At 74.2% G+C, this 20295-nt stretch carries 16 protein-coding genes; 11 read left to right on the forward strand and 5 right to left on the reverse strand.

Going from position 1 to position 20295, the window contains the following annotated elements; all coding sequences use genetic code 11:
• The first annotated feature begins 101 nt into the window (after nucleotides 1-101).
• The 8 genes from Mam01_RS09335 to Mam01_RS09370 all read left to right on the forward strand — a co-directional run bounded on the left by Mam01_RS09335 (nucleotide 102) and on the right by Mam01_RS09370 (nucleotide 9163).
• Nucleotides 102-1154, forward strand: coding sequence for a FecCD family ABC transporter permease (locus tag Mam01_RS09335; RefSeq protein WP_239101165.1), 1053 nt, complete (start codon nucleotides 102-104; stop codon nucleotides 1152-1154).
• Nucleotides 1155-1167: 13 nt separating this feature from the next.
• Entirely contained in the window at nucleotides 1168-2304 is a 1137-nt protein-coding gene (locus Mam01_RS09340) for a FecCD family ABC transporter permease (protein WP_239101166.1), read from the forward strand.
• A 128-nt stretch (nucleotides 2305-2432) separates the two neighbouring features.
• Nucleotides 2433-3248 (forward strand): ABC transporter ATP-binding protein, encoded by an 816-nt coding sequence (locus Mam01_RS09345; RefSeq protein WP_204285045.1) that lies wholly within the window; start codon nucleotides 2433-2435, stop codon nucleotides 3246-3248.
• Nucleotides 3245-5956, forward strand: a complete 2712-nt coding sequence (locus Mam01_RS09350) for a penicillin acylase family protein (protein ID WP_204284975.1) — start codon at nucleotides 3245-3247, stop codon at nucleotides 5954-5956. Before Mam01_RS09345 ends, Mam01_RS09350 begins: the two co-directional genes overlap by 4 nt.
• On the forward strand, nucleotides 5946-6518 hold the full coding sequence (locus tag Mam01_RS09355) for a GNAT family N-acetyltransferase (RefSeq protein WP_204284976.1): 573 nt from the start codon (nucleotides 5946-5948) through the stop codon (nucleotides 6516-6518). The genes Mam01_RS09350 and Mam01_RS09355 overlap by 11 nt, the downstream gene beginning before the upstream one ends.
• A gap of 17 nt (nucleotides 6519-6535) precedes the next feature.
• Entirely contained in the window at nucleotides 6536-7426 is an 891-nt protein-coding gene (locus Mam01_RS09360; RefSeq protein WP_204284977.1) for a (2Fe-2S)-binding protein, read from the forward strand.
• Nucleotides 7427-7538: 112 nt separating this feature from the next.
• The gene (locus tag Mam01_RS09365) at nucleotides 7539-7886 is read left to right on the forward strand and encodes a YciI family protein (protein WP_204284978.1); all 348 of its coding nucleotides are present in this window, start codon (nucleotides 7539-7541) and stop codon (nucleotides 7884-7886) included.
• 32 nt (nucleotides 7887-7918) lie between these two features.
• The gene (locus Mam01_RS09370) at nucleotides 7919-9163 is read left to right on the forward strand and encodes an RNA polymerase sigma factor (protein WP_204284979.1); all 1245 of its coding nucleotides are present in this window, start codon (nucleotides 7919-7921) and stop codon (nucleotides 9161-9163) included.
• A gap of 52 nt (nucleotides 9164-9215) precedes the next feature.
• Here Mam01_RS09370 and Mam01_RS09375 read toward each other — a convergent pair whose 3' ends face one another.
• Nucleotides 9216-9818 carry a dihydrofolate reductase family protein gene (locus tag Mam01_RS09375; RefSeq protein ID WP_204284980.1) on the reverse strand — a complete coding sequence of 201 codons (603 nt, stop codon included), beginning with the start codon at nucleotides 9816-9818 and terminating at the stop codon, nucleotides 9216-9218.
• Nucleotides 9819-10213: 395 nt separating this feature from the next.
• On the opposite strand from Mam01_RS09375, the gene Mam01_RS09380 reads away from it, so the two are divergent.
• Nucleotides 10214-11494, forward strand: coding sequence for an RICIN domain-containing protein (locus tag Mam01_RS09380; protein WP_204284981.1), 1281 nt, complete (start codon nucleotides 10214-10216; stop codon nucleotides 11492-11494).
• Nucleotides 11495-11647: 153 nt separating this feature from the next.
• On the forward strand, nucleotides 11648-12433 hold the full coding sequence (locus Mam01_RS09385) for an ArsR/SmtB family transcription factor (RefSeq protein WP_204284982.1): 786 nt from the start codon (nucleotides 11648-11650) through the stop codon (nucleotides 12431-12433).
• A 34-nt stretch (nucleotides 12434-12467) separates the two neighbouring features.
• Here Mam01_RS09385 and Mam01_RS09390 read toward each other — a convergent pair whose 3' ends face one another.
• The 4 genes from Mam01_RS09390 to Mam01_RS09405 form a co-directional block, all read right to left on the reverse strand.
• Nucleotides 12468-13532 carry a glucose 1-dehydrogenase gene (locus tag Mam01_RS09390; protein ID WP_204284983.1) on the reverse strand — a complete coding sequence of 355 codons (1065 nt, stop codon included), beginning with the start codon at nucleotides 13530-13532 and terminating at the stop codon, nucleotides 12468-12470.
• Nucleotides 13532-15328, reverse strand: coding sequence for a glycoside hydrolase family 15 protein (locus Mam01_RS09395; protein ID WP_204284984.1), 1797 nt, complete (start codon nucleotides 15326-15328; stop codon nucleotides 13532-13534). Before Mam01_RS09395 ends, Mam01_RS09390 begins: the two co-directional genes overlap by 1 nt.
• Nucleotides 15329-15489: 161 nt before the next feature.
• Nucleotides 15490-16053, reverse strand: coding sequence for a dihydrofolate reductase family protein (locus Mam01_RS09400; protein WP_204284985.1), 564 nt, complete (start codon nucleotides 16051-16053; stop codon nucleotides 15490-15492).
• A 50-nt stretch (nucleotides 16054-16103) separates the two neighbouring features.
• The gene (locus tag Mam01_RS09405; RefSeq protein WP_204284986.1) at nucleotides 16104-16691 is read right to left on the reverse strand and encodes an NADPH-dependent FMN reductase; all 588 of its coding nucleotides are present in this window, start codon (nucleotides 16689-16691) and stop codon (nucleotides 16104-16106) included.
• A 109-nt stretch (nucleotides 16692-16800) separates the two neighbouring features.
• Between Mam01_RS09405 and Mam01_RS09410 the strand changes: the two genes are divergently transcribed.
• Nucleotides 16801-20241, forward strand: a complete 3441-nt coding sequence (locus tag Mam01_RS09410; RefSeq protein WP_204284987.1) for an ATP-binding protein — start codon at nucleotides 16801-16803, stop codon at nucleotides 20239-20241.
• The last annotated feature ends 54 nt before the right edge of the window (nucleotides 20242-20295 follow it).

Raw genomic sequence — 20295 nt, forward strand, 5'->3', positions numbered from 1 at the left:
TGCTCATGCCCTTGGGGCGGATCGATTGTTAGGTTACCCTTACCTAAGTTCTTGTCCAGAGGGGCGATCGGAATTCGTCCCCCGCCCCGATGGAGCCGGCCGTGGTCGTCACCGAGTCGTCGCAGCTCAGCGGGCCCGTACGGGCACCGCGAAAACATCCGCCGAAGGCCCGGCCGGCGGCGGCGCTGCTCGGCACGGTGTTCGGGCCGGTGCTCGCGCTGCTCGCCGTCCTCGTGCTGAGCCTCGGGCTCGGCGCCCGGCCGATGTCCCCCGCCGAGGTCTGGCAGGGGCTCGTGGACACCGGGTCCAGCGCGTACACGGTGGTGCACGAGATGCGGCTGCCCCGCACCCTGCTCGGGCTGCTCGCGGGCGCGGCGCTGGGAGTGGCGGGCGGGGTCATGCAGGCGCTGACCCGCAACCCGCTCGCCGACCCCGGCCTGCTGGGGATCAACGCCGGTGCCTCCGCGGCGGTGGCGACGGCCGCCGGGCTGCTGGGGGTGGCGACGTTCCAGGGCTACGTCTGGTTCGCGCTGGCCGGAGCCGCGGCCGTGTCCGTGCTCGTGTACGGCGTGGGCGGCGGGCGGGCGGCCACCCCGGCGCGGCTGGCGCTCGCCGGAGCCGCGATCAACGCCGCGCTCTACTCGTACGTGAACGGGACGATGCTGCTCGACGCGGCCTCGCTGGAGACCATGCGCTTCTGGACGGTCGGCTCGCTGGCGAGCGCGCAGAGCGGGACGGTGGCCATGGTCGCGCCGTTCGTCGCGGCGGGGCTGCTGCTGGCCCTGGCCCTGGCCCGGCCGCTCAACGCGCTCGCCCTCGGCGACGACTCCGCCCGGTCGCTCGGCGCGCGTCCCGCCCTGATCCGTACGGCCGCCATCGTGGCCGTGACGCTGCTGTGCGGGGCGGCGACGGCGGCCTGCGGGCCGATCGTCTTCGTCGGGCTGATGGTGCCGCACCTCGTCAAGGCGCTGACCGGCCCCGACCTGCGGCGGCTGCTGCCCTGCTGCGCGGTGCTCGCGCCCGCGCTGCTGCTCGGCGCGGACGTGCTCGGGCGGATCGTGGCCCGGCCCGGCGAGTTGCAGGCGGGCATCGTCACGGCGGTGCTCGGCGGCCCGCTCTTCCTCTACTTCGTGCGAAGGAAGGTGCGGGCGTGAACCCGGAACCCGCGTGCCTGCGCTCGGCGTGTGGCCGCTCGGCCTGCTCGCGTTCGGTGCGCCTGCGTTCGGCGTTCGGGCCTGCGGCGCGGGAGAGGTGCGGCCGGTGAGCGTGGTCCGCACCGCCGCCGGGCGGCCCGTGGTGGCCGGGATCGTCGCCGTACGCCCCCGGGCCGTGGCCGTGGGGATCGGCTGCCTGTTGCTGGCCCTCGCCTTCGGCGTACTCACGGTCGGTAGCGGCGATTATCCGATGAGCCCGGCCGACGTGCTGCGCACCCTCGCGGGCGGCGGCGGCCCCGCCGAGGACTTCGTCGTACGCGAACTCCGGTTGCCCCGGGTGGTGACCGCGCTGGTCGTGGGCGCGGCCCTCGCGTTGGCCGGCGCGATCTTCCAGTCCCTCGTGCGCAATCCGCTGGGCAGCCCCGACCTGCTCGGCTTCACCCAGGGCGCGGCGACGGGCGCGCTCCTGGTGGTGGTCGCGGGCGGCGGCAGCGCGGCCCTCGCGGGCGGCGCGGTGCTCGGCGGCGTCGTCACCGGAGTGGTGATCTACCTTCTGGCCTGGCGCGGAGGCCTGCACGGCCACCGCCTCGTGCTGGTGGGCATCGGCGCCACCGCGGTCCTCACGGGAGTCAACGGCTACCTGCTGACCCGCGGGCGGCTGATGGAGGCGGCCCGCGCCATGCTGTGGCTCACCGGCAGCCTGGACGGCCGAGGCTGGGAGGACGCCCTCCCCCTGCTCGCCGCGACGGCGGTGCTGGTCCCGGTGGTGCTGCTCGGCTGCGCGCGGCCCCTGGCGATCACCGAGATGGGCGACGACCTCGCCCGCGGCCTCGGTGTGCGGGTGCAGGGGCTGCGGCTGGTCCTGACGGCGGCGGCCGTGCTGCTCGCCTCCCTCGCGGCGGCCGCCGCCGGGCCGGTGTCGTTCGTGGCGCTGACCGCGCCGCATCTGGCCCGGCGGATGACCCGGACCCCCGGGCCCAACCTGCTCACCGCGGCCTGCGTGGGGGCCGCGCTGCTGACCGGCGCCGACCTCGCGGCACAGCGGCTGTTCGGGGACCACCAGTTGCCGGTGGGAGTGGTGACGGGAGTGCTCGGCGGCGGCTACCTCGTCTGGCTGCTCGCCGCCCAGCGGAAGGCGGGCCGGATTTGACCAGGACGAACGCGTACGGACACCTCGCGCAGGGCGACCGCGCGTACGGAAACGGAGTGGCAGGCGTGGTGACAGCCGGTGTGGCAGACGGTTTGGCGGACGGCTCGGCGGGCGGTGAAGTGGGGGACGTGCGGGGCGACGGGCCTCGGTTGCGCGGTGACGCGCTGACCCTCGCGTACGACGGGCGGGTCGTCGCGGAGGGGCTGGACGTCTCCATCCCGGACCGGTCCTTTACCGTCGTCGTCGGGCCCAACGCCTGCGGCAAGTCCACCCTGCTTCGGGCGCTGGCGCGCACGCTCAGGCCGTCCGCCGGAGCGGTGCTGCTCGACGGACGGGACGTCACCTCGCTGCCGGCCAGGAAGGTCGCGCGTACCCTCGGCCTGCTGCCGCAGTCGTCGGTCGCGCCGGACGGGATCACGGTCGCCGAGCTGGTCGGCCGCGGCCGGTATCCCCACCAGCGGCTGCTGCGCCAGTGGTCGGCGGACGACGAGCGGGTCGTGGGGGAGTCGATGGCGGCCACCGGGGTCGCCGACCTCGCCGGGCGGCTGGTCGACGAGTTGTCCGGCGGCCAGCGCCAGCGGGTGTGGATCGCGATGGCGCTGGCGCAGGAGACGCCGCTGCTGCTGCTGGACGAGCCGACGACCTACCTCGACATCGCCCACCAGATCGAGATCCTCGACCTGTGCGCCCGGCTGCACGAGGAGCGGGGTCGCACGCTCGTGGCCGTGCTCCACGACCTCAACCACGCCGCGCGCTACGCCACCCACCTGATCGCGATGCGCGCCGGGCGCGTCGTGGCCTCCGGCGCTCCCGCCGAGGTGATGACCGCCGGCCTGGTGGAGGAGGTCTTCGGCCTCCCCTGCCGGGTGATCGACGACCCGGAGACCGGCACGCCGCTGGTCGTCCCCGCCGCCCGCCGCCGTACGGGAGAGAAGGCGTCATGAGCGTCCGGGTCTACCGAGATCGGTGGGGCATCCCCCACCTGCGGGCGGGCGACGCCCGCGAACTGGCCTACGCCCAGGGGTTCGTCACGGCGGTGGACCGGGCGTGGCAGATCGAGGTCGAGCGGCTCCGCGCGGCCGGTGCCTCGGCCGCCGTCCTCGGCGCGGACGCCGTTCCCTGGGACCGGTTCGTACGGCAGGTCAGGCTGGACGACACGGCCAGGCGCTGCCTGGCGGCGCTCGACGCGGACACCGCGGCCTGGGTGGGCGCGTACGTGGACGGCGTCAACGCGGGCCTGCCCGAGGGAGCCCGCCGCGCTCCGGAGTTCCGAGCAGTCGGGCAGGTGGCAAGACAGGCGGCGGACGCGACAGGACACGACACGGCCGGGAACAGCGCAGGCGGGAACAGCGCAGGCGGGAACAGCACAGGCGGGAACAGCACAGGCGGGAACAGCACAGGCGGGAACAGCACGGCCGGGGGCGGCGACGCGACAGGCGACGGCGACGCGGCGGGGAGCGGCGACGCGGCGGTGCTCGCGCCGGGCCGGTGGGAGGCGTGGACGCCGCTGGCGGTCTGGCTGTCGCACCACGTCCTGTTCGCGCACGTCCCGGCGAAACTGTGGCGTGAGGCGGTCACCGCCCGGCTCGGCCCGGAGGCCGTCGCGTTGTTCGCCACCGACGGGCCGGGCACCTCCGGAAGCAACGGCTGGCTGGTCCCTGGCGACCGCTCACGCACGGGAGCGCCGATCATCGCCGGAGACCCGCACAGGCCCATCGAGGACCCCGGCTTCTACCAGCAGGTTCGCCTGGCCTGTCCGGAGTTCGACGTGGCCGGGCTGGCCGTGCCGGGAGTGCCGGGCGTCGCCCACTTCGGGCACGCCGGGCCGGTCGCCTGGGCGATCACCAACGCCATGGCCGACTACCAGGACCTCTTCCGCGAACGCCTCCGGCGCCGGGACGGCCGCGTCGAGGCGCTCGGCCCGGCGGGCTGGCGGCCGGCCACCGCCCACACCGAGGTCATCGAGGTCGCCGGAGGCGAACCGGTCGAGGTGGAGGTGATCGAGACCGAACGCGGCCCGGTCGTCATGAGCGAGCCACCCCGGCCGTACGAGCCCGCTCGGCACGAGACGACGGGACACCCTCCCCACGACCGGGACGCCGGGCAGGAAGGCGGGCCGGATGCCGGGCGCGAAGACGGCCCGGGCATCGGGCAGGACACCGAGCGCGAGGGCGGGCCGGATGCCGGAGACGCGGGCGAGTGGGAAGACGCCCGAAATGCTGGGCTGGACCCCGGGCGGGGAGGCGGCCCGGACGCCGAGTGGGAGGGGGTCAGCCTGCGGTATCCGCCGCGGGTGTTCCACGACCTGGGGTTCGCGGCGATTCCCGCCCTGCTGCGGGCCAGCACCGTGGCCGACGTGGACCGGGCGTTCGACCGGTGGGTGGAGCCCGTCAACGTCGTGCTCGCCGCGGACACCGGCGGCGGCCTGCTGCACCGCGTCGCCGGACTGGTGCCCGTACGCCACCCGGGCAACTCGCTGCGGGTCGTGCCCGCCTGGGAGCCCGGCCACGAGTGGAGCGGCGAGCACGCACCGATGCCCCGCCGGGAGGTCAGGGGGATCACGGTGATGGCCAACGAACGAGGCCTCTCGGCTCCGCTCGGCGTCGAGTTCGCCCCGCCGTACCGGGCCGACCGGATCAGGACGCTGCTGGAAGCCGCCCCCGTCTGGTCCGCTGGGGACATGGCGGCGGTCCACACCGACACGCTCCTGCCCGGCGCGAAACCGCTGCTGGGGCTGCTGGCGCGGCTGACCGGGCTCACCCCCGGCGCCGTACGCCTCCGGGACCGGCTGACCGGCTGGGACCGGCGCATGGACGCCGGCAGCGCCGACGCCGCGGCGTACGCGGCCGTGCGGGCGGAGGTGGTGCGGCGCCTGGCGGCCCATCCCGCGCTCGCGCCGCTGGCCGATCTGTCCCACCCGCTCCAGCCCGACCAGGCACCCAGCCCGAATCCGCGCACGCCCGTGGAGACGCGTCCCGGGCAGACCGGCGCCGCGAAGGCCCGTCCCGTGCCGGGCGGTGCCGGGCAGGAGAGACCCGCGGAGGCTCGTCCCGTGCAGGCTGGCACCGGTGATCGGGAGGCGCCGGAGGGAGGTGTCGCGTGTCCGGAGGTGTTCCGGCCGTGGCTGACGGCGGCTCCCCGGATCGCGCACGCCCTGGAGACCCTGCTGACGACCGACCGGCTCCCCGGCCTCGGCGGCGACGATCTGGCCGAGGTGGCGCGGGCCGCGCTGGAGGACGTGGTGGCCGGTGGCGAGACCGGCGTCCGGTGGGGCGACCTGCACCGGCTCGTCCCCTGGCGGGCGCTGCCCTCCCCAGAGGACACTCCGCAGGCGGCCACCCCATCGGGGGACACTCCTCCGGGGCCGCAGGACGACCCGCAGGCGGAGCCGGGGCTGTCGGGTGACCACGGCTGTGTGTTGTGTACGTCCAGCGTGCCGGGGGTCACCCATCACTGCGCCCGCGGCCCGGCCGCCCGCTACGTCTGGGACCTCGCGCGGCGCGACGCAAGTCTCTGGGTCGTCCCTTTCGGCGCGAGCGGCGTGCCGGGCGACCCCCACCACCGTGACCAGCAGCCGCTGTGGGTGCGCGGCGAACTCGTGCCCCTGGTCACCGACTGGGCCCTGCTGACGGAGGAACGACATGACCTCTGAGACGTCCGCCCGGCGTGCGGCCGTGTACGAGCAGGTGGTGGCCGGGTTAGGCACCGTCCGCATCGTCCCGGTGGACCCGGCGGCCGACGCCGCATTGATCCACTCGTGGGTCACCCAGGAGCGGGCCCGGTTCTGGGGCATGCTCGACGCGAGCCCCGAGCGGGTCCTGGAGATCTACGACTACCTGGACGGGCTGACCACCCACCACGCCTACCTGGTCCACCGCGACGACCGGCCGGTGGCGCTCTTCCAGACCTACGCGCCGGAGGCGGACCCCGTCGGGGAGTGCTACGACGTCCGGCCGGGCGACTTCGGCGTCCACCTGCTGCTCGGCCCGGCGGCGGCCGGGGAGGGCGAGCGCGGCTTCACCGCCGCGCTGCTCTCCGCGCTCCTGGCGTACGCGTTCTCCGATCCCGCCCACACCCGGATCGTCGCCGAGCCGGACGCCCGCAACGAGAAGGTGATCGGCCGCATGCTGCGGACCGGCTTCACGCTCGGGCCCGAGATCGACCTGCCGGACAAGCGCGCCCGGCTGCTCTTCCTGACCCGAGACGACCGCTGAGAACCAAGGAGTACGGAGTGCTGCTCGACGCCCTTTCCCGGCATCTGGAAGGCCTCGCGGCCGAGCGCGGCGGCGTGCTGGGAGTGCTGCCCGGGCTGGTCGCCGACGACTCCCCCGGCTGGATCCCCGCCGCCGACCTGCTGCGGGAGCCGTACGAAGGACTGCTCGCGCTGGTGGACGAGACGGCGGCGCGCTGGAACGCGCCGCGTCACGTGGCGGCGGCGCTGCTGTGGAAGACCTACGGCTACTGGCACACGATGCCGATGGTCCTCGGCTGGGCCCTCCATCGTCGGGTGCCGCTGATGCGGCTGGAGGACACGCTGGTCAGGCCGTCGGCGGCGGGGGTCACGGTGGCGGCGTCCCGGCTGACCGTGGCCGTGCTCCCCGGCGACCCGGCCGCCGGAGCCACCACCGGGACCAGCACCGGAACCAGCACCGGAACCACCGCCGAGACCCCCGTTGAGACCATCGTCGGGACCAGCGTTGAGACCAGCGTCGGGGCCAGTGCCACGGCCGTCACCACGGCCGTCGGCGGAACCACCGCCGGAACCATGGTCGAAACTGTCCCGGAACCGTTCGGCACGGTCGTCGTCCCGGACCTGGCGGCGGCCATCAGGGCGGCGATCCTCGACGGGCAACGTCCGTTCGTCCGGGCGCTGAGCGCGGTGGCGCGGGTGGGCGAGCGCACCCTGTGGGGATCGACGGCGGAGGCGGTCGCCCACCCCCTGCTCGCGCTCGGGCCGTACGCCGAGGCCGCCCGGTTGCTGGAGGAGATCGGACCGCCGGTGGCCGGGCTGCTCGCGCCCGACGGCGACGGTTACCGCCGCCGCACCTGCTGCCTGTGGATCACGCTGCCGGACGCCGAACCCTGCTCCTCCTGCTGCGTTCCGGCGGCGCGCATACCCTGATTCGGACCGAAACAAAAATTTCCGGCGATCGTGTCCATCCGGCGGGGTCCCATCCGTAGAGGTGGTGTGCGGCGACGCCCGCACGCGACTCCACAGGAGAGGAAGGCTCGGCATGAAATACATGCTCCTGATCAACAGCAGCCCCGAAGGCCCCGCCGCGGAGGCCGACTGCGCCTCGTTCGACGACTGGATGGCCTACGACAAGATGGTGCGGGAGTCCGGCATCCACGTGTCGGGGCACTCCCTCGCCGACCTGACCACCGCGACGACCGTACGAGTCGCCCCGGATGGGCAGCGGACCATCACCACGGACGGGCCGTTCGCCGAGACCCGTGAGGTGCTCGGCGGCTACTACGTGCTCGACGTGCCCGACCTCGACGCCGCCCTCGACTGGGCCGCCCGCTGCCCCGGGTCGCGCGGCGGCGGGTCGGTCGTGGTGCGGCCGGTGGCCGAGTTCTGACATCTGACGATCCGACGGTCCGAGAGCCGGCGATGGCGGACGGCCGGGCGGTGACGGCGGTGGAGGCCGTGTTCCGGGAGGAACGCGGCCGGCTGCTGGCCGCGCTGGTGCGCCGCTTCGGCGACCTCGATCTCGCCGAGGAGGTCACCGCCGAGGCGATCGAGGCGGCCCTGGTGCACTGGCCGGTGAACGGCGTGCCGCCGAACCCGGGGGCGTGGCTCGCGACCACCGCGCGCCGCAAGGCGGTCGACCGCCTGCGGCGCGACACGGCCTACGCCGCCCGGCTGGCCATCCTGCAGGTGGAGGCGGAGCGGGCCGCGCCGCCCGCTCCGGAGACCGGCGACGGTGACGACCTGCCCGACGAACGGCTCCTGCTGTTCTTCACCTGCGGCCACCCGGCCCTGCCCGCCGAGGACCGCGTCGCGCTGAGCCTGCGGTGCCTCGCCGGGCTGACCACTCCCGAGGTGGCCCGGGCCTTCCTCGTCCCGACGGCCACGATGGCGAAGCGGATCGTCCGGGCGAAGAAGAAGATCCGCGAGGCCCGGATCCCGTTCCGCGTGCCGGGCCCGGACGAACGGCCGGAGCGGCTGGCGGGGGTGCTCCAGGTCGTCTACTCGATCTTCACCGAGGGGTACGTCGCGAGTTCGGGGTCCGACCTGCAGCGTCCCGACCTCGCCGAGGAGGCGATCCGCCTGGCGCGCATCCTGCGCCGGCTGTTGCCGGCCGAACGGGAGGTCTGCGGCCTGCTGGCGCTGATGCTGCTGGTCCACGCCCGCCGCGACGCCCGGACCGCTCCCGGCGGCGGGCTGGTGCTCCTCGCCGACCAGGACCGCGGCCGCTGGGACCGTACGATGATCGAGGAAGGGCTGGCCCTGGTGCCCGTGGCGCTGACCGGCGGCCCGGTGGGACCGTACGGCGTGCAGGCCGCGATCGCCGCCCTGCACGACGAGGCGGCGGACGTCACCACGACCGACTGGCCGCAGATCGTGGCCCTCTACGACGTCCTGTTCTCCCTGACCCCGTCGCCGATCGTGGCGCTGAACCGCGCGGTCGCGGTCGCCATGCGCGACGGGCCGCAGGCCGGGCTGGCGCTCCTGGAGCAGCTCGCGGACGAGCCCCAGCTGCGGGACCACCACCCCTTCCACGTGGCGTGCGCCGACCTGCTGTCCCGGCTGGGCCGGGACGCCGAGGCGGCCGCGGCGTACCGTCGGGCCCTCGACCTCGCCGGCACCGAACCCGAACGCGCTCACCTGCGCCGGAAGCTGGCCCCGGAATAAGCCCTGGGAATGAGCCCCGGAATGAGCCCTGAGATGAGCCCGGCCGTCCTGATCAGCCCGCGGCCTTCGCCTCGGCGGCACGACGCGCGGCGGCGGGGTCGGGAAGGCCTTCGCCGGTCGGCTCGTAGGTGAGCAGGACCACCCCGGACGAGAACGGCCTCGATTCGGCGAGCCGGAGAGTGGCGGGCTCGCCGCCCTGGTCGAACAGCCGGGCTCCCCGACCGGCGACGACGGGATAGACCGCGAGGCGCATCTCGTCGAGCAGGTTCTCGTCGAGCAGCCAGCGCACCAGCGCCGCGCTGCCGAAAACAAGGATGTCGCCGTCCACCTCGCCCTTCAGCGCCTTGACACGGTCGGCCGCGTCCGCGCCGATGATCGTGGTGTTGTTCCAGGCGGCCTCGGTCAGTGTGGTCGACACGACGTACTTCGGCAGCGTGTTCATCGCGTCCGCGTAACCGACCTCGTCGGTCATCGACGGCCAGGAGGCCGCGAAGCCCTCGTAGGTGACCCGGCCGAGCAACAGCGCCCTCGCGGCACGGATCTGGTCGAGACCCGCCTGCATGGAGTCTTCGCTCACGAAGCCGAAGGCCCACTCGTGCGGGTTCTCGATGACACCGTCGAGGGTGGTGAAGACGGACAGAACTATGCGTCCCATGGTGCGGTTCCTTCAGGTGGAGTGGTACCGGTGGCGGTCGCCGGCGGATGGCCGGCCCCGCGCCGCATGCCGGGCGCCGGTGGGCGGCGACGTCACGGTGACGTCCGCCGTCGTGACCAGCCCCCGTGGTGTCGGTCACGTGCACCGGCGCTCCAGCATGAACGGACTGGTGGTGCGACGGCCACCGTCGCCCGGGCGCACCCGCGCCGTCCACCCGTTCCGGTGTCCGGGACTGTCCGGGACGCCCCGCTTCTCACGTCTCCGCAGGTGGCGGCCGTGGCGCGGAGAGGGGCCCGTTCCGACGGGCGGCGGGCGGGTATCAGGACCGCGCGATCCACCTCCGGCGGGTGCATAGGCTCCGTCGGGAGCGAATGATCCACGGGGATGGGACAAGCGTGAGCGACACCCGGCCACAGCCGCAGACCGCCGCCACACCCGCCGAGTTCGTCGCCCAGATGCGGCGGTTGCGGGCATGGAGCGCGTGCAGTTACCGAGATCTCGAACGCCGCGCCGCGGCCGCGGGGGACGTCCTGCCCCGCGCCACCCTCTCCGGCGCGCTCAACCGCGCGGATCTGCCGCGGGAGGATCTGCTGGCCGCGTTCGTGCGGGCCTGCGGGGCGGACGAGGACACCGTCGCCGACTGGGTGGACGCCCGGCGTCGCCTGGCCGCCGCCGCGGAGACGCACATCTCCGGCCTGGCGCCCGTGCCCCCGCCTCCTGTCCCGCCGACTGCGCTGCCGCCGGGCGACCGCGTACGACAGGACGACGACCAGGTACGGCAGGACGGCGAGCGCTCCGGCGACGGAGCGGGCCCGCACGTGGGTCCGGGCGGCGAAGCAGGCCCGCGTGTGGATTCGAGCGCGCCCGACGGGCGGCTCACCCGCCGGCGGCGGTTGGCAGGCGTGGGGGGCGTCAGCCTGCTCTGCCTGCTCGGCGCCTGGCAGCTCGGTCACATCTCCGCCCGTGACACCGAATCCCGGGCCTCGGCGCAGTTCTCGTCCGATCCGGCGGCCCGCAAGACGGCGGCCTCGGAGGAGCAGGCTGACACGACGAATGGCAGCACGACGCACAGCGGCGGAGCACAGAGCATCTCGGAAGCACTGGGCGGATCGGCAACACCGGGCAGTTCAACGACACAGAGCGGTTCGGGGACACAGGGCGGGTCGGGAACACAGGGCGGGTCGGCAAAGGGCGGCGTCGGGTCCTCCTCGGCCGGGCCGGCGTCGTCACGCACGTGGGTCCGGGTGCGCCCGGCCGGCGACCCATCGTTGTGTCTCACGGCGGGACGTGCCCGCGACATCGCCTACGCCCCCGAGATCGCGGCTCTGCGCCCCTGCGCAGAGGCGACGCCGCTCCGGACCTTCCTCACTCCGGCCGGTGCGGGGCTGCTCCACCTGCAGTGGGATCACCCCGACCCGGCGAAGGGCGTCGGCTGCCTGACCGTGGTCCCGGCGGGCCCGGCGGCGGGCATGCTGGAGCCGTGGAGCGACTGCACCGGCGCCCGCGCCAACCAGCGCTTCCGGCTCGAACCCATCGGGGCCGCCTACCGCATCCGTCCGGCGTCCAGCGGCCGGTGCGTCGCCCTCAAGGGCGGTGACAGCGAGCCGGGGGCCGAGGCCATCGAGCGGCCCTGCTCCTCCGCGAACGACCAGCTCTTCCTCATCGGACCGGAGTAATCCCCGTAGTCCCCGCTGCGCGCCCGGCTCTCGTGTCGGCCCACGACAGCGGCACGTATTGACAGGCAGCCATCCGGCTGCCTAAGTTGAAGGCATCAAAGGCAGCCGAAAGGCTGCATATCGACAGACGGCAACCCGGATACGAGGGCGGGCATGGACGAGGTGTTCAAGGCGCTGGCCGATCCGAGCCGGCGCGCGCTGCTCGACTCGCTCAACGCCCGCAACGGGCAGACGCTGCGCGAGCTGTGCGCCGGGCTCGACATGGCCCGGCAGTCCGTCAGCAAGCACCTCGCGGTGCTCGAGGAGGCCGGGCTCGTCACCACCGTGCGGCGGGGCCGGGAGAAGCTGCACTACCTCAACGCCGCGCCCGTGCACGAGATCGCCCACCGGTGGATCAGCCGGTACGACCGGGCCAGGGTCCAAGCCCTGGCCGACCTGAAACTCGCTCTGGAGGAGACCGCGATGGACGCGCCGACCTTCGTCTACACCACCTACATCCGCACCACCCCGCAGAAGCTCTGGCAGGCGCTGACCGAGCCCGCCTTCACCCGCCGCTACTGGGCCACGGAGTTCACCACGGACTGGTCCCCCCGCTCGCCGATGACCTGGGACAACCACGGCGTGCTGATCAGCGACCCGGAGCAGGTCGTGCTGGAGGCCGAACCCTACAGCCGGCTCTCCTACACCTGGCACACCGTCACCCCGGAGCTCGCCAAGCGTTTCGGCTGGGACGAGGAGACGCTCGCCCGGCTGTCCGGCGAGGCCCGCTCGAAGGTCACCTTCACGATCGAGGAGGCCGAGCAGGCCGTGAAGCTCACCGTCGTGCACGACGGCTTCGAGGCCGGATCGAGCATGGCCGAGATGGTCAGCCACGGCTGGCCGAGCGTGGTGTCGAGCCTGAAGTCGCTGCTGGAGACCGGCGAACCGCTGCCGGCCTGACGCGTGACCTCCCCGATCAGGCCCGGCTCCCCGATCAGGCCCGGACGGTGTCGTCCAGGGTGATGACGACCTTGACGTCCTCGGGTTCCGCGGTGAACGCGTCGGCGAACGACTCCAGCGGCACCCGGCGGGTGATCAGCCGGTTCAGCCAGGCGTGGTCGGCCTGCGCGAGGGCGTCGGCCGCGGCGGCGTAGTGCCGGAGGTTGGCGTTCACCGATCCGATGAGGACGTCGTTCTCCAGCACGATGTCGCGGTTGAGGCTTCCGGCATCGATCGTGAGCCGGCGCCCGGCCGAGGAGACCCCGGTGAGGCAGACGATGCCGTACGGCGCGGTGTTGAAGGCCACCCCGAAGATCACCGGGCCGGCGCCGGTGGCCTCGATGACGACGTCGGGCCGGATCTTCGCGGCGACCTCGCCCGCGTCGCCGGCGTGGTAGACGGCGCCGAGGTCGCGCACCAGTTCCGGTTTCGGGCCGTCGGTGACCCGGTCGAGGACGTGCACCTCCAGGCCGCGCCCCACGCCGAGCAGCGCGGCCAGCAGGCCGATCGGCCCGGCGCCGGTGACCAGCGCCGTCTTCGGCTCGAACCAGGCCCGGGCGCCGACCTTCTCGACCTCGTCCCAGGCCTTGACGACGACGCTGGTGGGTTCGAGCAGCATCCCGACGTCCGCCAGCGCGGGGTCCAGCTTCACCGCGTAGCCGGGCTCGACCACCCAGGCCTGGCTCGCGTACCCGTCCAGGTCCTTGATGCCGCGCTCGGTGTAGCGGCCGTTGCGGCACATGTCGAACTGCCCGTGCGCGCACGCGCCGCACGGCACCGGGTCGGGCCGCCGGACCACGCCGACCACCAGGTCGCCCGGGGCGAAGCCGCTGCCCTCGGGCGCCCGCCGCACCCGGCCCAGCGACTCGTGGCCGATGACCAGCCGCTCGCGGCCGGGCGGGGCCGAGCCGTAGTCGCCCGCGGCGATCTCCTTGTCCGTGCCGCACACTCCGACGGCGAGACCGTCGACGAGCAGGTCGCCGTCTCCCGGCTCCGGGTCGGGGACGTCGGCGACCGCGAGGGAGTCCTTCCGCAGCGGGACGACGGTGAGAGCGCGCATCAGCGCCCACCTCCAGCATGCTCGGCCGGGTCCGTCCCGGACAGGTGACGGGCCGCGTTGACCAGTCCGACGTGGCTGAACGCCTGCGGGGTGTTGCCGAGCTGCCGCCGGGCGACGGGGTCGTACTCCTCGCTGAGCAGACCGAGGTCGTTGCGCAGCTCCAGCAGCCGTTCGAACAGCTCGTACGCCTCGCGCCGGCGGCCGATGCCGTACAGGGCGTCGGCGAGCCAGAACGTGCAGGTGACGAACGCGCCCTCCGCGCCGGGCAGGCCGTCGACGCCGCCGTCGGCCCCGGTCCGGTAACGCAGCAGGAAGCCGTCGGAGCACAGCTCACGTTGGACCGCTTCCACGGTACCCCGCACGCGCGGGTCGTCCCAGGGCAGGAACCCCGCCCGGGGGATCAGCAGCAGGGCGGCGTCGAGGCCCTTCGACCCGTAGAACTGGGTGAAGGTGTTGCGCCCGGAGTCGTAGCCGCGGTCGCACACCTCGGCGTGGATCTTGTCGCGGGTGGCCCGCCACCGGTCAACCGGCCCCTCCAGGCCGAACCGCTCGACGGCCCGCACGGCGCGGTCCATGCCCGCCCAGGCCATGACCTTGGAGTGCACGAAGTGGCGGCGGTCGCCGCGCACCTCCCACAGCCCGTTGTCCGGGTCGTCCCAGTGGCCCTCCAGGAAGTCCAGCAGCGCGCGTTGCAGGTCCCAGGCCTCGTCCTCGGACTCGATGCCGGCCAGGCGGGTCAGGTGCAGCCCGTCGAGGACCTCGCCCCACACGTCGAGCTGGAACTGGCCGGACGCCGCGTTGCCCACGCGGACCGGAGCCGACCCCTCGTAGCCGGCCAGCCAGTCGACCGTGTATTCGGGCAGGCGGCGGGTGCCGTCGATGCCGTACATGATCTGCAGGTCGGCCGGGTCTCCGGCGGCGGCGCGCAGCAGCCACTCGCGCCACGCCTTGGCCTCCGCGACGAAGCCGGTGCCGAGGAGGGCCTGCAGCGTGAACGTCGCGTCACGCAGCCAGCAGAACCGGTAGTCCCAGTTGCGCGGGCCGCCGAGCTGTTCCGGCAGCGAGGTGGTGACCGCGGCGACGATGCCGCCGGTCGGCTTGTAGGTCAGGGCCTTGAGGACGACCAGCGAGCGGCGCACCGCGTCCTCCCACCGGCCCTCGTAGCGGAAGCCGCGCAGCCACGACGTCCAGAACGCCTCGGTGTCGGCGAGGGCCCGTTCGGCGTCCACCGCCTTCGGTTTGCGCTCGTGCGAGCGCCGGTAGGTCAGCACGAACGGCACCCGCTGCCCGGCGGCGACGGTGAAGTCGGCGTAGGTCGTCATGTCCTCGCCGCGCAGCGGCACCGGAGTGTTCAGCCAGGCGGCGTCCGGCCCGGCGACCGCGACCAGTTCGCCGTCCCGGTTCCGCACCCAGGGCACGACGTGGCCGTAGTCGAACCGCAGCCGGAGCGCCATCCGCATCGGCACCCGTCCGCTCAGGCCCTCGACCACGCGGACGACGTCGGCCGCCTCGCCGCGCGGCGGCATCGCGTCGATCACCCGTACGGAGCCCTCGGGGGTGTCCCACTCCGTTTCGAGCACGAGGGAGTCGCCCCGGTAGCGGCGGCGCGTGCACAGCCCGCCGGCGGCGGGGGCAACCCGCCAGAAGCCCGCCCGCTCGTCGCCGAGCAGGGCCGCGAAGCACGCCGGGGCGTCGAACCGGGGCAGGCACAGCCAGTCGACCGACCCGTCCCGGCCCACCAGCGCCGCCGTCTGCAGGTCGCCGATCAGCCCGTAGTCCTCGATCCGCAACGCCACCGCGCGCCCCCACAGCCGTCCACCACTCCTGCACCGCGCGCCTACCCTGGCAAAGGGAACGTATGCCCAGTGCAAAAAGCGTTGGCGGCGGAGTGGTGCCGGACGGGCAGGAGCCCCCGTTACCCGCTCCTGCCCGTCCTGCCTGTGGACCCGCCGGGCCGTCAGGCGCGCCTGGGCTCCAGACGGAGGGCGGTGACGCCGCACTCGAACGGCGTCGCGGAGACGAGGCGGAACCGCTTCTTGTCGCCGCCGCCGGGGAACACCGGCAGGCCCGCGCCGATCGCGCTCGGGTTGACGAACAGGTTGAGCTCGTCGATCAGGTCGGCGGCGATCAGGCTCGTCACCAGCGTGCTGCCGCCGTACGTGATCAGGTCGCCGCCCGGCTCGGCCTTGAGCTTGCCGATGGTCTCGGCGAGGTCGCCGCCGGCCACGACGGCGTTGTCCCAGGGCGATTCGGCGAGACCGTTGGAGATGACGGTCTTGGGCGTGTTGTTCATGAAGTCGATCGCCTCCTGCGACTCCCCCTCGGGACCGGCCGCCCAGGCCGGGATGAACCCCTCGGCGAGCCGACGGCCGAGGACGATGTGGTCGACGTTCTCCATGAGCCCGGTGATGTAGGCGGCGAGGTCGTCGGTCCAGGGGAAGGTCATCCAGTCCATCTCGCCCTGCGGGCCGCCCATGTAGCCGTCGACGGTGGTCTGGACCTGAAGCTTGAGCTTGCGCATGATGTGTTCCTTCTTCGTGAGCTTCGTGAGCTTCGTGAGTGAGTGAGAGGTCAGGCGACGTAAGGGGTCCTGGCGCGGGCCGCGCTGAGCGCGGCGGCCCACCAGGCGAGCTGGTCGAGCATCGTGGTGACACTGGTGTTGCAGGCGGCGCCGTCCTTCGGCCAGCTTCCGTCCGCGGCGAACAGGTCCCAGTAGCACGGAAGGCTGATGGTGCCCTGGAGCGTCACCGCGTGCAGTTCGGCGAAGATCTGCCGCAACTGCGCGACGGCGTGCAGGCCGCCGGACTCCCGGCCGTAGGAGATGAAGGCGACCGGCTTGGCGTGCCACTCCCGGTAGTACCAGTCGATCGCGGTCTTCAGCGACGCGGGGAAGCTCTGGTTGTACTCCGGGGTGACGATGGCGAAGGCGTCGGCGGCGGCGAGGCGCGCGCCCAGCTCCGCCACCTGCGGCGGGACGAGGTCGTCGTGGTCGCCGAGGGTCTCCGGGACCCGGGTCTCCGCGAGATCGATCAGGTCGATCTCGAAGTCGCCGCGCCGGCGTGCCCGGGTGGTGAACCACCGGGCCACCGTCGGGCCGAACCTGCCGCTCCTGGTGCTGCCGATGATGACCGCCAGCACTGGTCTCGTGGTGTCCGGCATCCTCGGCCTCCTTCCTGCCTCGCCGTCCGGCTGATGTCCCCGACTCTCGCAGGGAGCGTTTACGGTTCGTTTACGGTGTCCTCTCGCCCCGGGCGTTAGGGTGCGCACCATGCGGTTTGGGGTCCTGGGTCCGCTCGCGGTGTGGACGGCGGGGGGCGAGCCGGTCGCGGTGCCCGGTGCGAAGGTGCGCGCCCTGCTCGCCGTGCTGCTGCTCAACGACGGGCGGCCGGTCCCCGCCGACCGGCTGATCGACGACCTGTGGGGGGACGACCCGCCGCGGCGCAATCCCCTCGGCGCGCTGTCGGCCAAGGTCTCCCAGCTGCGCAGGGCGCTGGAGGACGCACAGCCGGGGGCACGTGAGCTCGTCGTCTCCCGCCCGCCGGCCTACCGGCTGCTCCTGGACGACGAGGCGGTGGACGTCCGGCGCTTCCACACGCTCACCACCCGGGCGCGGCAGGCCGGCGACCCAAGAGCCGGGGCGGCCCTGTTCGCCGAGGCGCTCGCCCTGTGGCGGGGCCCGGCGTTCGCCGACTTCGCCGACGAGCCGTTCGCCCAGCCGGTGATCGCCAGGCTGGCCGAGCAGCGGCTGACCACGCTGGAGGACGCGGCCGAGGCCCGGCTGGCGCTCGGCGAGCACGCGGTGCTGGCCGCCGAGCTCGGCGACCTGGTCGCCGCACATCCGCTGCGCGAACGGCTGCGGGCGGCGTACATGCGGGCGCTGTACGGCGCCGGGCGCCAGAGCGAGGCGCTGGAGAGCTACGAGGAGCTGCGCCGCCTGCTCGGCGACGAGCTGGGGCTGGACCCCGGCCCCGAACTCGCCGCGCTGCAGCGGGCGATCCTCACCCAGGACCTCCAGGCCCCGCCCGCACCCGACCGGCGACCCCGCTCGAACCTGCCCGCCCCGCACACCGAGCTGATCGGGCGGGAGAGCGCGGTCGCCGAGATCGGCGCGCTGCTGCGGGAGGAGCGGCTGGTGACGCTGACCGGCCCGGGTGGCGTGGGGAAGACCCGGCTCGCGACCGAGGTCGCCGACGGCCGGCGGGACCTGCCCGACGGTGTGTGGCTCGTCGAGCTCGCCGGCGTGCGGACCGGCGTGCGCACCGGGGTGGGGAACGGCGTACGGGCCGGAGCGGTGGCCGACGCGGTCACCGCGGCGCTCGACATCAGGGAGGGCGACCGCGCGGACCTGTCCGCGGCGCTGCGGTCGAGAGATCTCCTGCTCGTCCTGGACAACTGCGAACACGTGATCGACGAGGTGGCGGCCCTGGCGGAGCGCCTGCTGCGGACCTCTCCCGGCCTGCGGATCCTCGCCACCAGCCGGGAACCCCTCGCCCTGGCAGGGGAGGTCGTCTGGGACGTGCCGCCGCTCGACGTGCCGGGACGCGACGCCGAGCCGGGCGCGCTGGCGGAGTCCAGCGCCGTGCGGCTGTTCGTCGCGCGTACGGCCGCCGCCGTCCGGGGCTTCACGCTCGACGACGGCAACGCCGCGGCCGTCGGCCTGCTGTGCCGCCGCCTGGACGGCATCCCGCTCGCTTTGGAGCTGGCCGCGACGCGGATCCGCGCGCTGGGCGTGCAGGGAGTGGTGGACCGGCTGGACGACAGGTTCCGCCTGCTGGCCACCGGCCACCGCGGCGCCCCGCCCCGGCAGCGGACGCTCATGGCGATGATCGACTGGAGCTGGGAGCTGCTGACCGTTCCCGAGCGGACGGTGCTGCGCAGGCTGGCCGTACACGCCGACGGATGCACGGTGGAGGCCGCCGAGTCGGTGTGCGGCGGGGACGACCTCGACGTGCTCACCCTGCTCGTACGGCTGGTCGACCGCTCGCTGGTCGTGATGCTGCCGACGCCGGAGGGGCCGCGTTACCGGTTGCTGGAGTCGGTGGCCGCCTACTGCGCCGACCGTCTGGCGGAGGCCGGGGAACGGGAGTGGATCCGGCGGCGGCACCGGGACCACTACCTCGCCCTCGCGGAGCGGGCCGCGCCCCTCCTGCGGGGCCCCGAGCAGCGCCACACGCTGCGGCTCCTCGACGCCGAGGCCGCCAATCTGCGCGCCGCGCTGGACCACTGCCTGGCGGACTCCGACGCCGCCGCCGCGCTGCGGCTGACCGGCGCGCTCGCCTGGCACTGGTTCCTGCGCGGCCGGCTGACCGAGGCCCGGCGCTCCCTCCAGGCCGCCTTGTCGCTCGCCGAAGACGGCACGGCGGCCGGCACGGGGCACGGCACGGCGGACGGCGCGAAGGACGGCGGGGAGGACGGCGGGGAGGACGTCGCGGGTCTCGCCGACGAGGCCCGGATCTGGCTGGCCGGATTCGCGGCCCTCCAGGGCGACGCCGTCGGCCACACGGCAGATCACGCCGCGGAACTCGCGGCCGGCCAGGCCGCTGGGCACTCCGCGAGTGACACGGCAGATCACACCGCGGGCCACGCCGCAGATCAGGTGGCCGGGCACTCCGCCGGTCAGGCCGCCGGCCATCCGTCGGGCATCGCCGATCAGGTGGCGGTCGCGGAGCGTCTGGACGCCGGCCGGGGCAGGGCCGGGTGGTTCCTCGCCCACGCCTCGCTCGGCTACCTGGACCTCGCCGACAGCGAGAAGCTGCTGGCCCGCGCCCTCGACGCCGCCGCGGCCGAGGGCGACCGGTGGGCCGAGGCCGCCGCCCTGATGACCCGTGCCCATCTCGCCCATGTACGCGGCGACCTGGCGGGGCTGGAACGCGACGCGACCCGCGGCGCCCGGATTTTCGCCGAGATCGGCGACCGCTGGGGCCGGATGGGCGCCACGGGCTGGCTCGCCGCCCTGGCCGAGGCCACCGGCGACCACGCGCACGCCACCCGCCTGCACCGGGAGGCCCTCGGCATGGCCGAGGATCTCGGGCTGTGGCCGGAGGTCGCGACCAGGCTGTGCTGGCTCGGCTGGATCCACACCCAGCTGGGCGACCACGCGGCGGCGCTCGACGACGGCGCGAGGGCGCTGCGCCTGGCCGGCGAGCAGGGATACCGCACCGGCGAGATCTTCGCCGGGACGGTGATCGCCTACGCCTCCCGCCGCGGCGGCGACCTCGACACGGCCGAGACGCACCTGCGGCGGCTGCTGGAGGCCGCGCCGTACCCGCCGCCGAACGAGGACGACCCGCCGTCCGTACACGTCCCGATGCTCCTGGTCGAGCTGGGGTTCGCCGCGGAACTACGCGGCGACGCGGACACGGCGCTGCGCCTGCACCTGGAGGCGTTCGACCTCGCGGCGCGGCTCGACGCGCCGCGCGACCAGGTGGGCGCGCTGGAGGGGCTGGCCGGAGCGCTGGCCCTGACCGGCGACCACGCCGCCGCGGCCGAGGTGTTCGGCGCCGCCGAAGCGGCCCGCGACGCGAGCCGGCTGCCCCCCGCTCCGGCCGAACGGGCCGACCTCGACCGCGTCGCCGCCGCCTGCCGGGCCGCCCTCGGCGAGGAGTCGTTCGCCGCCGCCCGCGCCCGCGGCGCCCTCCTCGGCCCCGAGGCGGCACGCGCCCGGCACGGCCGGGACCACCCGGATCGCGCGATCCAGCGATCTTCGTAGCGGCGACGTCAATAATCCCGCCATAGGCGTATAGAAAGCGTCAACGGGCGCGGA

Origin of the sequence: Microbispora amethystogenes (genome assembly GCF_016863015.1) — a bacterium.
In the GTDB taxonomy this organism is placed as follows: domain Bacteria; phylum Actinomycetota; class Actinomycetes; order Streptosporangiales; family Streptosporangiaceae; genus Microbispora; species Microbispora amethystogenes.

What these genes read in the sequence shown, in the direction of transcription:
- Mam01_RS09405 (WP_204284986.1), bottom strand. Translation starts at nt 16,691, where the DNA reads ATGCCGGACACCACGAGACCAGTGCTGGCGGTCATCATCGGCAGCACC.
- Mam01_RS09390 (WP_204284983.1), bottom strand. Translation starts at nt 13,532, where the DNA reads ATGCGCGCTCTCACCGTCGTCCCGCTGCGGAAGGACTCCCTCGCGGTC.
- Mam01_RS09410 (WP_204284987.1), top strand. Translation starts at nt 16,801, where the DNA reads ATGCGGTTTGGGGTCCTGGGTCCGCTCGCGGTGTGGACGGCGGGGGGC.
- Mam01_RS09370 (WP_204284979.1), top strand. Translation starts at nt 7,919, where the DNA reads ATGGCGGACGGCCGGGCGGTGACGGCGGTGGAGGCCGTGTTCCGGGAG.
- Mam01_RS09400 (WP_204284985.1), bottom strand. Translation starts at nt 16,053, where the DNA reads ATGCGCAAGCTCAAGCTTCAGGTCCAGACCACCGTCGACGGCTACATG.
- Mam01_RS09350 (WP_204284975.1), top strand. Translation starts at nt 3,245, where the DNA reads ATGAGCGTCCGGGTCTACCGAGATCGGTGGGGCATCCCCCACCTGCGG.
- Mam01_RS09365 (WP_204284978.1), top strand. Translation starts at nt 7,539, where the DNA reads ATGAAATACATGCTCCTGATCAACAGCAGCCCCGAAGGCCCCGCCGCG.
- Mam01_RS09355 (WP_204284976.1), top strand. Translation starts at nt 5,946, where the DNA reads ATGACCTCTGAGACGTCCGCCCGGCGTGCGGCCGTGTACGAGCAGGTG.
- Mam01_RS09375 (WP_204284980.1), bottom strand. Translation starts at nt 9,818, where the DNA reads ATGGGACGCATAGTTCTGTCCGTCTTCACCACCCTCGACGGTGTCATC.
- Mam01_RS09385 (WP_204284982.1), top strand. Translation starts at nt 11,648, where the DNA reads ATGGACGAGGTGTTCAAGGCGCTGGCCGATCCGAGCCGGCGCGCGCTG.